Origin of the sequence: Pseudomonas sp. PGPPP4 (assembly GCF_002256045.1) — a bacterium.
Lineage (GTDB): Bacteria > Pseudomonadota > Gammaproteobacteria > Pseudomonadales > Pseudomonadaceae > Chryseomonas > Chryseomonas oryzihabitans.
On sequence record NZ_NKID01000012.1, the window covers coordinates 51,020 to 64,540 of the forward strand.

At 66.2% G+C, this 13,521-nt stretch carries 14 protein-coding genes and 1 tRNA gene; 6 read left to right on the forward strand and 9 right to left on the reverse strand.

The features are described from left to right. The first annotated feature begins 38 nt into the window (after positions 1–38). On the forward strand, positions 39–476 hold the full coding sequence (locus CFE50_RS19195) for a hypothetical protein (protein WP_286736813.1): 438 nt from the start codon (positions 39–41) through the stop codon (positions 474–476). On the opposite strand, the gene CFE50_RS19200 is transcribed toward CFE50_RS19195, so the two are convergent. From CFE50_RS19200 to CFE50_RS19240, 9 genes are all read right to left on the reverse strand, one after another. Continuing rightward, the gene (locus CFE50_RS19200; RefSeq protein ID WP_286736815.1) at positions 449–1,360 is read right to left on the reverse strand and encodes a LysR family transcriptional regulator; all 912 of its coding nucleotides are present in this window, start codon (positions 1,358–1,360) and stop codon (positions 449–451) included. The two genes, CFE50_RS19195 and CFE50_RS19200, sit on opposite strands and share 28 nt — an antisense overlap. A gap of 170 nt (positions 1,361–1,530) precedes the next feature. Then, positions 1,531–2,631: a redox-regulated ATPase YchF gene (gene ychF / locus CFE50_RS19205; RefSeq protein WP_007161550.1), complete on the reverse strand. Its 1,101-nt coding sequence runs from the start codon at positions 2,629–2,631 to the stop codon at positions 1,531–1,533. A 42-nt stretch (positions 2,632–2,673) separates the two neighbouring features. Next, positions 2,674–3,258, reverse strand: a complete 585-nt coding sequence (gene pth, locus CFE50_RS19210) for an aminoacyl-tRNA hydrolase (RefSeq protein WP_007161551.1) — start codon at positions 3,256–3,258, stop codon at positions 2,674–2,676. A gap of 34 nt (positions 3,259–3,292) precedes the next feature. Next, positions 3,293–3,916 (reverse strand): 50S ribosomal protein L25/general stress protein Ctc, encoded by a 624-nt coding sequence (locus tag CFE50_RS19215; RefSeq protein ID WP_144947607.1) that lies wholly within the window; start codon positions 3,914–3,916, stop codon positions 3,293–3,295. A gap of 261 nt (positions 3,917–4,177) precedes the next feature. Next, positions 4,178–5,119 (reverse strand): ribose-phosphate pyrophosphokinase, encoded by a 942-nt coding sequence (locus tag CFE50_RS19220; protein ID WP_007161553.1) that lies wholly within the window; start codon positions 5,117–5,119, stop codon positions 4,178–4,180. 41 nt (positions 5,120–5,160) lie between these two features. Further along, a tRNA-Gln gene (locus CFE50_RS19225) sits at positions 5,161–5,235 on the reverse strand. A 25-nt stretch (positions 5,236–5,260) separates the two neighbouring features. Continuing rightward, positions 5,261–6,121, reverse strand: coding sequence for a 4-(cytidine 5'-diphospho)-2-C-methyl-D-erythritol kinase (gene ispE / locus CFE50_RS19230; protein ID WP_027598960.1), 861 nt, complete (start codon positions 6,119–6,121; stop codon positions 5,261–5,263). Then, a complete protein-coding gene (gene lolB / locus CFE50_RS19235; RefSeq protein WP_037007293.1) occupies positions 6,118–6,738 on the reverse strand; it encodes a lipoprotein insertase outer membrane protein LolB in 621 nt (206 codons plus the stop codon). The genes ispE and lolB overlap by 4 nt, the downstream gene beginning before the upstream one ends. Then, entirely contained in the window at positions 6,735–8,459 is a 1,725-nt protein-coding gene (locus tag CFE50_RS19240) for a tetratricopeptide repeat protein (RefSeq protein ID WP_286736819.1), read from the reverse strand. The genes lolB and CFE50_RS19240 overlap by 4 nt, the downstream gene beginning before the upstream one ends. Before the next feature lie 245 nt (positions 8,460–8,704). Here CFE50_RS19240 and hemA point away from each other — a divergent pair, with 245 nt between their 5' ends. Genes hemA through murI form a run of 5 tightly spaced genes read left to right on the forward strand, consistent with a single transcriptional unit; the run spans position 8,705 to position 13,419 of the window. After that, positions 8,705–9,973: a glutamyl-tRNA reductase gene (hemA, locus tag CFE50_RS19245; RefSeq protein WP_007161557.1), complete on the forward strand. Its 1,269-nt coding sequence runs from the start codon at positions 8,705–8,707 to the stop codon at positions 9,971–9,973. After that, positions 9,970–11,052: a peptide chain release factor 1 gene (gene prfA / locus CFE50_RS19250; protein WP_241808428.1), complete on the forward strand. Its 1,083-nt coding sequence runs from the start codon at positions 9,970–9,972 to the stop codon at positions 11,050–11,052. The genes hemA and prfA overlap by 4 nt, the downstream gene beginning before the upstream one ends. Positions 11,053–11,055: 3 nt before the next feature. Continuing rightward, positions 11,056–11,886 carry a peptide chain release factor N(5)-glutamine methyltransferase gene (prmC, locus tag CFE50_RS19255; protein ID WP_042136575.1) on the forward strand — a complete coding sequence of 277 codons (831 nt, stop codon included), beginning with the start codon at positions 11,056–11,058 and terminating at the stop codon, positions 11,884–11,886. Continuing rightward, on the forward strand, positions 11,880–12,635 hold the full coding sequence (locus CFE50_RS19260) for a molybdopterin-synthase adenylyltransferase MoeB (RefSeq protein ID WP_241808427.1): 756 nt from the start codon (positions 11,880–11,882) through the stop codon (positions 12,633–12,635). The genes prmC and CFE50_RS19260 overlap by 7 nt, the downstream gene beginning before the upstream one ends. Further along, the gene (gene murI / locus CFE50_RS19265; protein ID WP_286736820.1) at positions 12,628–13,419 is read left to right on the forward strand and encodes a glutamate racemase; all 792 of its coding nucleotides are present in this window, start codon (positions 12,628–12,630) and stop codon (positions 13,417–13,419) included. The genes CFE50_RS19260 and murI overlap by 8 nt, the downstream gene beginning before the upstream one ends. Positions 13,420–13,521 lie beyond the last annotated feature (102 nt).

Here is a 13,521-nt window from a genome sequence, read left to right on the forward strand (position 1 = left end):
GACAATGAGTCCACACCCACCCGACACAGGTACTCGCCATGAAAGCCCTCACCGCCCTCTTCGCCGCTACCCTGCTCACCACCGCCATCGCCCAATCCGCCCAGGCCGAGGAAAGCGCCCTGCGCCCCCTGGGTTCGCTGATCGAGAAACACCAGCAGCAGGATCGCACCCTGGCCGAAAACGGTGCCGATCGCAGTCTGCAGCCCTCGATCCAGCGCCAGCAGCAGCGTCTCGACCCGCGCCGCGCCCTGGCCGAAAACGGCGCCGATCGCAGTCTGCAGCCGTCGATCCAACGCCAGCAGCAGCGTCTCGATCCGCGCCGTACCCTGGCCGAAAACGGTGCCGAGCGCAGTCTACAACCCTCGATCCAGCGCCAGCAGCAGCGCCTGGACGGCCAACGCCTGGCCGCCGACGGCGCCGAGCGCACCCTGCAGCAGTGGCCCCAGCGTCAACCGACCCGCGGCGCCGTGGCGTGAGTCGGCCGGACCGTCAGGCGGTCGCGCAGATAGTCCGAGAACAGCTGGACGATGCGCGCCGACTGACGATGCTGGGGATAGACCGCATAGACTGCCGCACTGGGTAGGGCGAAGTCTTCCAGCACCTGCACCAGCGCCCCTGAGGCCAGCGCCGCGCCGATGATGAAGGTCGGCAGCACCGCGATGCCCTGACCGGCAATGGCCGCATCCCGCACCACCTCTCCGTTGTTGGCCCGGAGCTGACCCTGCATGGGCAGCACCAGCGGCTTGCCCCCGCGCTGGAAGCGCCATTCCACCTGGCGACCATGGCCATAGAGCAGACAGCTGTGCTCGGCCAGATCCTCCGGCTGCAGCAGCGGCGGCGCCTTCCGTAGATAATCCGGACTGGCACAGGTCACCAGTTGCATCTCGGTCAGCCGCTTGGCGATCAGGCTGGAATCGGCCAGGGTGCCGATACGGATCGACATGTCGTAGCCCTCCGCCAGCAGGTCCACCGCCCGGTCGTTGAGATCCAGCTCCAGGCGGATCTGCGGATAGGCTGAAAGAAAATCCGGCAGCAGGGGACTCAGGTGCAGGGTGCCAAAGGTCATGGGCGCACTCACGCGCAGCACTCCCTGGGGCACCGTCCGCCGGCTGGAGAGCAATTCCTCGGTGTCGTTGACGTCTTCGAGGATCTTGACCGCCCGCTCATAGAGCAGCATTCCCAGTTCGGTGGCCTGCAGGCGCCGCGTGGTGCGATTGAGCAGCCGCACCCCCAGACTTTCCTCCAGTGCCATGGTCCGCCGGCTGACGAATTGCTTGGACAGCCCCAGCTTGTCGGCGGCGGCGGTGAAGCTGCCCTCGTTCAGGGTGGTGACGAACAGGCGCAGGTCTTCGAAATTCATGGCGGCATCCAGGCAGCGGAAAGAGCCCAAGCGGGCGGTCGAGCGAGGGTCATTGTGCCAAATCGACGCCCCGCCAGCCGTGCCTTTGCACTGCGACAGCCAATCGCCGCGCAAAAGAAAACCCCCTCGCCACCTTGCAGTGGGGAGGGGGCTCTGGCCTTCGCCGTCGCTTAGACGTTGAAGCGGAAGTGCATGACATCACCGTCCTTGACGATGTAGTCCTTGCCTTCCAGGCGCCACTTGCCGGCTTCCTTGGCGCCGTTCTCGCCCTTGAAGGCGATGAAGTCGTCATAGGCCACCACTTCGGCGCGGATGAAGCCCTTTTCGAAGTCGGTGTGGATGGCGGCGGCCGACTGGGGCGCGGTGGCGCCAACGCGGACGGTCCAGGCGCGGACTTCCTTCACCCCGGCGGTAAAGTAGGTCTGCAGGTTGAGCAGTTCGTAGCCGGCGCGGATCACCCGGTTCAGGCCCGGCTCTTCCATGCCCATGGACTCGAGAAACATCTGCTTTTCCTCGTCGTCGTCCAATTCGGCGATTTCCGCCTCGATCTTGTTGCACACCGGCACCACCACGGCGCCTTCTTCTTCGGCGATGGCACGGACCACGTCCAGGTGCGGGTTGTTCTCGAAGCCGTCTTCGGCGACGTTGGCGATGTACATCACCGGCTTGCTGGTCAGCAGGTGGAAGCTGCGCACCAGGCGCTTCTGCTCTTCGTCCAGGCCCTTCATTAGGCTGCGGGCGGGCTTGCCGGCCTCGAAGTGGGGAATCAGCTGTTCCAGCAGGGCCTTTTGCGCCAGGGCTTCCTTGTCACCGCCCTTGGCGTTGCGGGTCACGCGCTGCAGCTGCTTTTCGCAGCTGTCGAGGTCGGCGAAGATCAGCTCCAGGTCGATCACCTCGATGTCCCGCTTGGGGTCCACCGAGTTGGCCACGTGGATGACGTTCTCGTCTTCGAAGCAGCGCACCACGTGGGCGATGGCATCGGTCTCGCGGATGTTGGCTAGAAACTTGTTGCCCAGGCCTTCACCCTTGGAGGCACCGGCCACTAGCCCTGCGATGTCGACGAATTCCATGGTGGTGGGGATCACCCGCTCGGGCTTGACGATCTCCGCCAGGGCGTTCAGTCGCGCATCGGGCATGGGCACGATGCCGCTGTTGGGCTCGATGGTGCAGAAGGGGAAGTTTTCCGCCGCGATACCGGATTGGGTCAGGGCATTGAACAGGGTGGACTTGCCGACGTTGGGCAGGCCGACGATGCCGCAATTGAATCCCATGGTGTGTGTCCTCGCGGAAGAAAAGGAAGAGGGTAGGGTAGGTCAGGCCTTGCGGCTGTGCAGGCGTTGCATGGCGCGGGTCAGGTCGCCGTCCAGCAGCGTCGGTACCACCTCCAGGGCGGCCTCGATGCTGGTGTCGAGCAGGTCCTGCTCGCTACGCGGTGCGCGGCCCAGCACGAAGTTGGAAACCAGGCTGGCATGCCCCGGATGGCCGATGCCCAGGCGCAGGCGCTGGAAGCCGTTCTGATTGCCGAGCTGGGCGATGATGTCGCGCAGCCCGTTGTGCCCACCGTGGCCGCCGCCGGTCTTGAGGCGCGCGGTGCCGGGTGGCAGGTCGAGTTCGTCATGGGCCACCAGGATGGCCGCCGGCGGGATGCGGAAAAAGCCGGCGAGCGCCGCCACGGCCTGGCCGCTGCGGTTCATGTAGGTGGTGGGGATAAGCAGACGAACATCGTTGCCCGCGTGGCGAAAGCGCCCCACGAGGCCGTGATACTTGCGGTCGACAGCCAGGCTCGCGCCCTGGGCGGCTGCCAGCCGCTCAACGAAAAGGGCCCCTGCATTGTGCCGGGTCTGGTCGTATTCGGGGCCCGGATTACCCAGGCCGACGATCAGTTGGACGGCAGTCATGTCAGGAGCCCTTCTCTTTCAGGCGTGCGAGAACTTACTCGGCAGCGCCTTCTTCGGCAGCGCCGTCAGCAGCTTCTTCACGGATGCGCGGCATGTGGATGCTGGCAACCGGCAGATCGCTGCCGTGGGCCAGGGACACCAGCTCGACGCCAGCCGGGACGTTCAGGTCGCTCAGGTGAACGATCTGGTCCAGCTCGACCTTGGCCATGTCGACTTCGATGAATTCCGGCAGGTCTTTCGGCAGGCAGGAAACTTCGACTTCGTTGATGGTGTGCAGGATCTCGCCACCCTGTTGCTTCACGCCCACGGAGGTTTCCTGGTTCATGAAGTGCAGGGGCACGTGAGCGGTCAGCTTCTGACCGGCGACGACGCGCAGGAAGTCGGCGTGCATGACGTAGCCCTTGGAGGGGTGACGCTGCAGGGCCTTGACCAGGACGCTTTCGTTGCTGCCACCGACCTTCAGGGTGATGACGCTGGCGAAAGCGGCTTCGCTTTCCAGCATCTTGGCCAGGTCTTTGCCGACCAGGGTGATGGAGGTCGGAGCCTTGTCGCCACCGTAGATCACGGCGGGAACGTTACCGGCATTACGACGCAGGCGGCGGCTCGCACCTTTCCCCAGGTCGGAACGCACTTCGGCATTCAGAGTGAAATCAACCATTGTGAATCTCCAGGATAAGGAATCGGCAGACCGAGACTTGCGACCAGTTCTACGGCCCTACCGACTAAAAAGCCCCGGTAGACCGTCACGGCCTACGGGGCGCTTCCAGAGCGGCTATTCCAGAAGCAATTCAAGACCTGCTGCGCGTCGGCCAAACTGCGTTGAAAAGGCCTTCGGAATGCTCATTTACCCTTCGTAAACTCCGCTTCCTCAGGCCTTTTCGCCTTGTTTGTCTCTAGCTCGCGAGGTCTTGAACCGCGTCTAACGGAACATCGCGCTGATGGATTCTTCGTTACTGATCCGGCGTACCGCCTCGGCCACCACCGGCGCGATGTCCAGTTGGCGGATACGGCTGCAGGCCTGGGCCGCGGCGGACAGCGGAATGGTGTTGGTCACCACCAGCTCGTCCAGCACGGAGTTGTCGATGTTCTCGATGGCCCGACCCGACAGCACCGGGTGGGTGCAGTAGGCCAGGACCTTGGCGGCGCCGTGTTCCTTCAGGGCCTTGGCCGCGTGGCATAGGGTGCCGGCGGTATCGACCATGTCGTCGACCAGCACGCAGGTGCGGTCCTGGATGTCACCGATGATGTGCATCACTTCCGACTGGTTGGCCTTGGGACGACGCTTGTCGATGATCGCCAGGTCCACACCCAGGCTCTTGGCCACGGCACGCGCACGCACCACGCCGCCGATGTCCGGGGAGACGATCATCAGATTTTCGAAACGCTGGTCTTCGATGTCATCCACCAGGGCGGGGGAGCCGTAGATGTTGTCCACGGGAATATCGAAGAAACCCTGGATCTGGTCGGCGTGCAGATCGACGGTGAGCACCCGATTGATGCCCACCACGGTCAGCATGTCGGCCACGACCTTGGCGGTGATGGCGACGCGCGCGGAACGCGGACGGCGATCCTGGCGCGCATAGCCGAAATAGGGGATGACTGCGGTGATACGAGTGGCCGAGGAGCGGCGGAAGGCGTCGGCCATCACCACCAGTTCCATCAGGTTGTCGTTGGTCGGCTCGCAGGTGGGCTGGATGATGAAGACATCCTTGCCCCGAACGTTCTCGTTGATTTCGACGCTGATCTCGCCATCGGAGAACTTTCCGACGGAGACGTCACCGAGAGGGATGTGCAGCTGGCGCACGATGCGCCGTGCCAGATCGGGGTTGGCGTTCCCCGTGAAGACCATCATCTTGGACACGCTGCAGTTCCTGCGGCTTGAGGTGGGTCTTGGAAGGAAAATGGCAGGGGCGGCTGGATTCGAACCAACGCATGGCAGGATCAAAACCTGCTGCCTTACCGCTTGGCGACGCCCCTGTATCTTGCAGAGTACTAGCTGTACTCATTCTCTGGTCAGACTTGCTAGCGCCCGGTGCAACATGGAAGTGTTGCTGCCTTTGGCTACGAAGCCTGGAAGTGATGCTGGTAGCTGGCTTGCTACTGTATCAGCTTCGGTCTTATTTGGAAAGCTTCCAAATATGCAACCTCCAGTGCCGGTTAATCTAGCTGAAACAAATTTGTTTAGCAAGATCAAAGCGTTACGAATTTCTGGGTAACGCCTTTCGACCGTACTCTGGCAGTCGTTTCGACCTGACCACTTGAGAACGGCGCAAACTTTAATGGCGGGAGTGTCCCGTGTCAACAGCGGATCTGAAAAAATTTCTGCTGTACTTACAGAGACTTGCGGCACGGCCACGAGATACCAGGGTTCCGGCGGTGCGACCGGGGTGAGCTTTTCGCCCACGCCCTCGGCGAAGGCGGCCTGGCCGCGGACGAACACCGGTACGTCGGCGCCCAGGCGCAGTCCCAGGGCCGCCAGGTCGTCGAGGCTGGCGCCCAGACCCCAGAGGTGATTCAGGCCGAGCAGGGTGGTGGCGGCATCCGAACTGCCTCCGCCGATGCCGCCGCCCATGGGCAGCCGCTTGGTCAGCCAGAGATCGGCGCCCTGCCGGGTACCGCTTTCCTGCTGCAGCAACCGGGCGGCGCGCAGGATGAGATTCTGCTCGGGGGCGACGCCCGGCAGGCCGTCGTGCAGCTGCAATTCGCCGTCGTCGCGTCCGGCAAAGCCCAGGTCATCGCCCCAGTCGAGAAACTGAAACAGCGTCTGCAGTTCGTGATAGCCGTCCGCGCGGCGCCCGAGGATGTGCAGGAAGAGATTGAGCTTGGCCGGCGCCGGCAGGGTGAAGGCGGGCGCTGGGATCATTTGCCCAGCTCGCGCGGCTGCCAGGTCTTCACCACCAGGATGACTTCCAGGTCCTTGCCGGTGAGCTTGAGGCGCTCGGGCAGGGTGTAGCCGTTCTGCTCGGTGTAGCGGGTGTATTCCACGGTCCAGCCGTCCTGCACCAGGCGCGCCAGGTGGCTGTCGGCGTCCAGGGTCAGCTGGCTGCGGCTGTCCGGGGCCGGCAGGCCGCGCACCCACCAGAGCAGATGCGACACCGGCAGGCGCCAGCCGAGCTGCTGTTCCAGCAGGGCCTCGGGGGAGTCGGCCTGGTAGCTGCCCTGGCCGGAGACGTCGAGGGTGACGGCGCCCGGACGCCCGGTGAGGCGGGTGGCGCCGCGCCCCAGGGGGCCGGCCAGACGGATGTCGTAGTAGTCCTGGCGTTGCAGCCAGAACAGGGTGCCGCTGCCGGAATCGCGCGGCGCGCGGATGCCGACCTTGCCGTCGATCTGCCAACCGTCGAGGGCGGCAATACGTTTTTTATGGGCCTGCCACTGGGCGGCGTTGCCCTGGCCTTCCACGGCCTCCTGGCGAGAGGTGCTGGCGCAACCGGCCAGCAGGGCGAGCAGCAACAGGGTGAAGAGGGTACGCAGGCGGATCATCGGAGGGTTTCGCTTCCAGTCAGGCGTTTGAGGGTACTGCGCAGGATGGCGTCATCGGCGTCGGCGTCGAGGCCCACGCGCCAGACCTTGCGCGCTTCGCTGCGCTTGCCCTGGGCCCAGAGCACCTCGCCCAGGTGAGCCGCCACCTCGGCATCGGGGAAGCGTTCGTAGGCCTGGCGCAGATAGCGTTCGGCGTCGGCCAGCTGGCCCTGGCGATAGCGGATCCAGCCCATGCTGTCGAGGATGGCGGGATCGTCCGGACTCAACTGGTGCGCCTTGTCGATCAGCTGGCGCGCCTCGGTCAGGCGCGGGGTGCGATCGGCGAGGGTGTAGCCGAGGGCGTTGAGCGCCATGGCGTTGTCGGGGTCGTGGGCGATGATGTAGCGCAGATCGGCTTCCAGCTGGCCGAGATCACCGCGCTTTTCCGCCAGCATGGAGCGGACATAGAGCAGGTTGAGGTCGTTGGGATACTGCTGCAGGGCCTGCTGCACGGTCTGGTCGGCGAGGGCGGTCTGGTCGGCACTGGCCAGGCCTTCGACTTCCAGCAGATAGAGCGGCACGGCGTATTCGCTCTGGCGCTTGCGGGCGTCGGCCAGGCGCTGACGGGCCTCGGCGATGCGCCCGCTGCCCAGCAGGATTTCCGCCTGGCGCTGCTGGGCGGCCAGGTAGTCGGTGCCCGGTCCGACCTGGGCGTATTCGGCCAGCGCCTGTTCGGGCTGGTCAAGTTCTTCGTAGCTGCGCCCCAGGTTGAGGTGCGCGGCGTCCACATGGCTGCCGCGGTCGAGCAGTTCCTTGAGATAGATCTGGGCTTCGCGCCAGGCCTGGGCTTCCAGGCAGACCAGCGCCAGGGAGAATCTCAGATCGTCGTCATCCGGGAACTGGGTGACCAGCTCGGCGAATTCGCGCTTGGCCTGGTCCAGGCGATCCAGCTCCACCAGCAGCCGGGCATGGGCCAGGCGCAGGCGGCGGTCTTCCGGGTGCTGGCGGATGCCGGCTTCGAGCAGCGGCAGGGCCTCGGCGCTGCGGTCCTGGCTCTGCAGCAGGCGCGCGCGCAGCAGCAGCGGGGCGACCTCGCGCTTGGCCGCCGGGTTGCGCTCCAGCAGTTTCAGCGCCTCGTCGGTGCGACCGTCCTGCTGCAAGAGCAGCGCCTTACCGAACAGCAGCTGGCCGTTGCGCGGATACTTGGCCAGCAGTCGATCGAAGCTCTTGAGCAGCCCGGCGCGGGTGGTCTCGTCGGTTTCCGCCGCGGACAGGGCGAGGAAATCGAAGTGGGTGTCGCCCTGGCCCTGGAGCACGCGCTCCATATAGGCCATGGATTCGTCATAGCGACCGGCGCGGGCCAGCATGATGGCGGCGGCGCGCTGGGCATCCAGGTTATCGGGGGCGTTGCGCGCCCAGATCTGCGCGGTTTCCAGCGCCGGGGTATCGGCGCCCAGGTATTCGGCGATGCGGAAGGCGCGCTCGGCGACCCCCGGGTCCTGGGTCGACTTGGCCTGCTCGACATAGTTGGTCAGGGCGATGTCGAAACGGTTGCGCTGACCGGCCAGCTCGCCGACCAGCAGGTCATAGAGGGTGTCTTCGCGAAAGGAGCCGGCCGGTTGCGGCGTGCTGGTCTTGGCGGTGGGTGGCGGGATGGCGGCGGCGGGCGTTGGCTGCCGGCCGAGGTTCTGGCAGCCGGCGAGCAGCAGGGCGGTCGTCAGCAGCGCAAGGTATCTGGTCATAGGGTCAGGGCGGCCTTTTTACAGTCGGTCCATCATGCCACAAGAGTCGCCGTGGCCGCGTCGCACATGCGGAGCGGCGGGCCGAGAAGTGCGGTGGTCGAGGCTGTTGACGCCTTTTGCCCGGCAAGATTCATTCGCCCAGGCTATGACGGCGATTGTCCGACGTCTCGTCGCTGCTGGTTGTCGCCACCGCCCGCGCGTAGGACAATGTTCGGCTTTCCCAATCCGTTCGACTGCTTGCGTCCATGGCCTTTCTCGCGCTCGGCATCAATCACAAGACCGCCTCGGTTGAGGTGCGCGAACGCGTGGCTTTCACTCCGGAGCAGACGGTCGAGGCCCTGCGCCAGCTGGAGCAGGCCACCCACAGTCGCGAAGCGGCGATTCTGTCCACCTGCAATCGCAGCGAACTCTATCTGGAGCTGGAGCCCAGTCTGGCGGACGCCGTGCTGGCCTGGCTCGCCCAGTACCACCGGGTGCCCCTGGAAGACCTGCGCGCCAGCATCTATCTGCACCAGGACGAAGCCGCGGTGCGCCACATGATGCGAGTGGCCGCCGGGCTGGACTCCATGGTGCTGGGCGAGCCGCAGATCCTTGGCCAGCTCAAGTCGGCCTATGCCGTGGCCCGCGAGGCCGGCACCGTGGGTCCGCTGCTGGGCCGGCTGTTCCAGGCCACCTTCAATACCGCCAAGGCGGTGCGCACCGACACGGCGATCGGCGAGAATCCGGTGTCGGTGGCCTTTGCCGCGGTCAGCCTGGCCAAGCAGATCTTCAGCGACCTCAGCCGCAGCCAGGCGCTGCTGATCGGCGCCGGCGAGACCATCACCCTGGTCGCCCGCCATCTGCATGAGCAGGGCGTGCGCCGCATCGTCGTCGCCAACCGCACCCTGGAGCGCGCCAGCCACCTGGCCGAAGAATTCGGCGCCCATACCGTGCTCCTGGCCGACATTCCCGACGAACTGGTCAACAGCGACATCGTCATCAGCTCCACCGCCAGCCAGTTGCCCATCCTCGGCAAGGGTGCGGTGGAGCGGGCGCTCAAGCAGCGTCGGCACAAGCCCATCTTCATGGTCGACATCGCCGTGCCGCGCGACATCGAGCCGGAGGTGAGCGAGCTGGAAGACGTCTACCTCTATACGGTGGACGACCTGCACGAGGTGGTGGCGGAAAATCTCAAGAGTCGTCAGGGCGCGGCCCAGGCCGCCGAGAAGCTGGTGCTGGCCGGGGTCGACGACTTCATGCAGCGGTTGCGCGAGCGCGCCGCGGTGGATGTGGTTCGCGCCTATCGCCAGCAGGGCGAGCAGATCCGCGACGACGAACTGGCCCGCGCCCAGCGCCAGCTGGCCAATGGCGCCGATCCCCAGGAAGCCCTGGCCGCCCTGGCGCGCAGCCTCACCAACAAGCTGATGCACGCACCGAGCGTGCAGCTCAAGAAACTATCCGCCGAGGGACGCGTCGATGCGCTGACCCTGGCTCAGGAACTCTTCGCCCTCGACGAGGGTTTGGACAAGACATGAAGACCTCTCTGTTGCACAAGCTCGACGGTCTGCAGGACCGCTTCGAGGAGCTGACCGCGCTGTTGGGCGACGCCGAAGTCATCAGCGACCAGACCCAGTTCCGTGCCTATTCCAAGGAATACGCCGAACTCGAGCCGGTCAGCCAGGCGTTCACCGAATACCGCAAGGTGCAGGCCGACCTGGAGGGCGCCCAGGCGCTGCTCAAGGACAGCGATCCGGATCTGCGCGAGATGGCCGAGGAAGAGGTCGGCACCGCCAAGGTGCGCCTGCAGGAACTGGAAGACGAATTGCAGCGCATGATGCTGCCGCGCGATCCCAACGACGGCCGCAACGTCTTCCTGGAAATCCGCGCCGGTACCGGCGGCGACGAGGCGGCGATCTTTGCCGGCGATCTGTTCCGCATGTATTCGCGCTATGCCGAACGCCAGGGCTGGCGACTGGAGGTGCTCTCGGAAAACGAGGGCGAGCACGGCGGCTTCAAGGAGGTCATCGCCCGGGTTGAGGGCGACAACGTCTATGCCAAGCTCAAGTTCGAGTCCGGCGCGCACCGGGTGCAGCGGGTGCCGGAAACCGAATCCCAGGGTCGTATCCACACCTCGGCCTGTACCGTGGCGGTGCTGCCCGAGCCCGACGAGCAGCAGGCCATCGAGATCAATCCGGCCGATCTGCGCGTCGACACCTATCGCTCCTCCGGCGCGGGCGGTCAGCACGTCAACAAGACCGATTCCGCGGTGCGCATCACCCACCTGCCCACCGGCATCGTGGTGGAATGCCAGGAAGAACGCTCCCAGCACAAGAACCGCGCCAAGGCCATGGCCTGGCTGTCGGCCAAGCTCAACGACCAGCAGGACGCGGCGGCGCACAAGGAAATGTCCGACACCCGCCGGCTGCTGGTGGGTTCGGGTGACCGCTCCGAGCGCATCCGCACCTACAACTTCCCCCAGGGGCGGGTGACCGATCACCGCATCAACCTGACCCTCTATTCCCTCGGCGAGGTGGTCAACGGCGACGTCCAGCAGGTCATCGACCCGCTGCTGCAGGAATACCAGGCCGACCAGCTGGCGGCCCTGGGAGACTGAACCATGGCCACCATCGGCGCCCTGGTGCGCGAAAGCCAGTTGCCGGATTCGCCCAGCGCCCGCCTCGACGTGGAGCTGCTGCTGGCCGCCGCCCTGGACAAGCCACGCAGCTATCTGCGCACCTGGCCGGAAAAGCTGGTGCCGCGCGAAGCCCTGGCACGGTTCCAGGCCGATCTCGAACGCCGCCGGCAGGGCGAGCCGGTGGCCTATATCCTCGGCCAGCAGGGCTTCTGGTCGCTGGACCTGGAGGTCAGCCCCGACACCCTGATCCCGCGTCCCGACACCGAGGTGCTGGTGGAAACCGCCCTGGCGCTGCCCCTGGCCGACGAGGTGCGGGTGCTGGATCTGGGCACCGGGACCGGCGCCATCGCCCTGGCCCTGGCCCATGAACGACCGCGCTGGCAGGTCAGCGGCGTGGATCGCATCCCGGCGGCGGTGGAACTGGCGCAACGCAACGCCCAGCGTCTGCGGCTGGGCAACGTCGGCTTCCAGCAGAGTCACTGGTTCGCCGCCCTCGCCGGACAGCGTTTCGAGCTGATCGTCAGCAATCCGCCCTATATCGCCGGCAGCGATCGCCATCTCGACGAAGGCGATGTGCGCTTCGAACCGCGCAGCGCCCTGGTGGCCGGCGCCGATGGCCTGGACGACATCCGCGAGCTGATCGCAGCGGCGCCCGCGCACCTGCAGCCGGGTGGCTGGCTGTGGCTGGAACACGGCTTCGAGCAGGCCGCCGCGGTACGCGAACTGCTGGTGCGCCAGGGCTTCATCGAGGTCGAGAGTCGCCAGGACCTGGGTGGTCACGCGCGTATCAGCGGAGGCCGCTGGCCATGCTGAGCGACGGCGAACTGCTGCGCTACAGCCGGCAGATCCTGCTGGACCAGGTGGATATCGCCGGACAATTGCGGCTGAAGGACGCCAGGGTGCTTATCGTCGGCCTCGGCGGTTTGGGGTCGCCGGTGGCGCTCTACTTGGCCGCGGCCGGCGTCGGCGAATTGCACCTGGCCGACTTCGACCAGGTCGACCTGAGCAATCTGCAACGCCAGGTGCTGCACGACGAAAGCCGCATTGGCCAGGGCAAGGTGGATTCCGCCCTGCAGCGGCTGGCGGCGCTCAATCCCGAGGTACGCCTGGTGCCGCTGCGCGAGGCGCTGGACGCCGACAGCCTGGCGGCGCGCATCGCCGCGGTGGACCTGGTGCTGGACTGCTCGGACAACTTCGCTACCCGGGCGGCGGTGAACGCTGCCTGCGTGTCCACCGGGCGGCCGCTGGTGAGTGGCGCGGCCATTCGCCTGGAAGGCCAGCTCAGCGTCTTCGATCCACGTCGCGCCGACAGTCCCTGCTACCACTGCCTCTATGGCGAGGGCAGCGAAGCCGAGCTCAGTTGCAGCGAAGCCGGGGTGCTTGGTCCGGTGGTGGGGCTGGTGGGCAGTCTGCAGGCACTGGAAGCCCTCAAGCTGCTGGCCGGCTTTGGCGAGCCCCTGGTGGGACGACTGCTGCTGGTGGATGCGGCCGGCAGTCGCTTCCGTGAATTGCGGGTCAAGCGCGATCCGGGCTGCCCGGTGTGCGGCGCCCGCCATGGCTGACGAGGCGCCGGTCGGAGTCTTCGACTCGGGCGTCGGCGGCCTGTCGGTGCTGGCGGAGATCCGCCAGCTGTTGCCGGCGGAGACCCTGCATTACATCGCCGACTGTGGCCATATCCCCTATGGGGAAAAGACCCCCACCTTCATCCGCGAGCGCTGCCAGCTGATCGCGGCGCGGCTGCATGCCCAGGGCGCCAAGGCCCTGGTGGTGGCCTGCAACACCGCCACCGTGGCGGCGGTGGCCGATCTGCGTGAGCGCTATCCCCGCTGGCCCATCGTCGGCATGGAGCCGGCGGTGAAGCCGGCGGCCGCAGCCACCCGCAATGGCCGGGTCGGGGTGCTGGCGACCACGGGCACCCTGCAGAGCGCCAAGTTCGCCGCCTTGCTGGACCGATTCGCCCTGGGCGTCCAGGTCCTCACCCAGCCCTGCCCGGGACTGGTGGAGCAGGTCGAGCGCGGCGATCTGCACGGCCCCGAGACCCGGCGCTTGCTGCAGGGCTTTCTCGAGCCGCTGCTGGCGGCGGACTGCGACACCCTGATCCTCGGCTGTACCCACTATCCCTTCCTGCGTCCGCTGCTGGCCGAGTTGGTGCCGCCGGAGGTCATCCTGGTGGACACCGGCGCTGCGGTGGCGCGCCGACTGCAGAGTCTGCTGGCACAAGACGGGCGCCTGGCCGCAGGGTCGGCCGGCCCGACGCGCTTCTGGACCTCGGGCGATCCCGTCGCGCTGACCGGGGTACTGCCCCAGCTCTGGCCGGCAGGGGCCGAGGTACGGGCGTTCGTCTGACTTTCTCCCCTGGTTTCGCTCGCCAAAGTCCCGTCCAGCGACTAGCATCCGACCCTGTAGGTAAATAAATCCAAGCCTGTGAACGCCTTCACGTCTTAGCGG